This window comes from Mordavella massiliensis (assembly GCF_016902415.1).
GTDB classification, from domain to species: domain Bacteria; phylum Bacillota; class Clostridia; order Lachnospirales; family Lachnospiraceae; genus Merdimonas; species Merdimonas faecigallinarum.
Genome location: NZ_JACJLV010000134.1, coordinates 1 through 368 on the forward strand (window position 1 = coordinate 1; position 368 = coordinate 368).

The following is a 368-nucleotide window of genomic DNA, read 5'->3' on the forward strand; positions in this document are numbered from 1 at the left end:
TTTCTTCCGTATACGCCCGGATCTTATCCGTATATATGGCATACTCTCCCAGCGTCCTGCAGGCTTCTTTCAACTTCTGATTGTTGCTCCCGGAAATATTGAGGAGCGTAGCTTCCAGCTCCAGCTTCGGTTGCCCATCCTGCACGCTGTACATATCAGACAATTTCAGGATCTGCCGCTCCGGCATCTTATCCTTTCCGTTATAAAAGATAAGAAACTCCGGCGCGGGATCTGTACAATCGTCTCTCCGTACAAGTTTTCTTTCACAGTCAGCCTGGAATACAGATGCGAAATGTAGAGCAGAAACCGCAGCGGAAGATTCGGGTTCTTCGTGGACTGGTGTTCATACAAAGAAAGCCTGCCGTCGA

General features: G+C 48.9%; 2 pseudogenes. Both read right to left on the reverse strand.

The window, feature by feature from the left end:
• A pseudogene (locus tag H6A13_RS13150) lies at positions 1–187 on the reverse strand (hypothetical protein); the annotation flags it as partial.
• Positions 166–368, reverse strand: a pseudogene (locus H6A13_RS13155) (hypothetical protein); the annotation flags it as partial. The pseudogenes H6A13_RS13150 and H6A13_RS13155, both read right to left, overlap by 22 nt.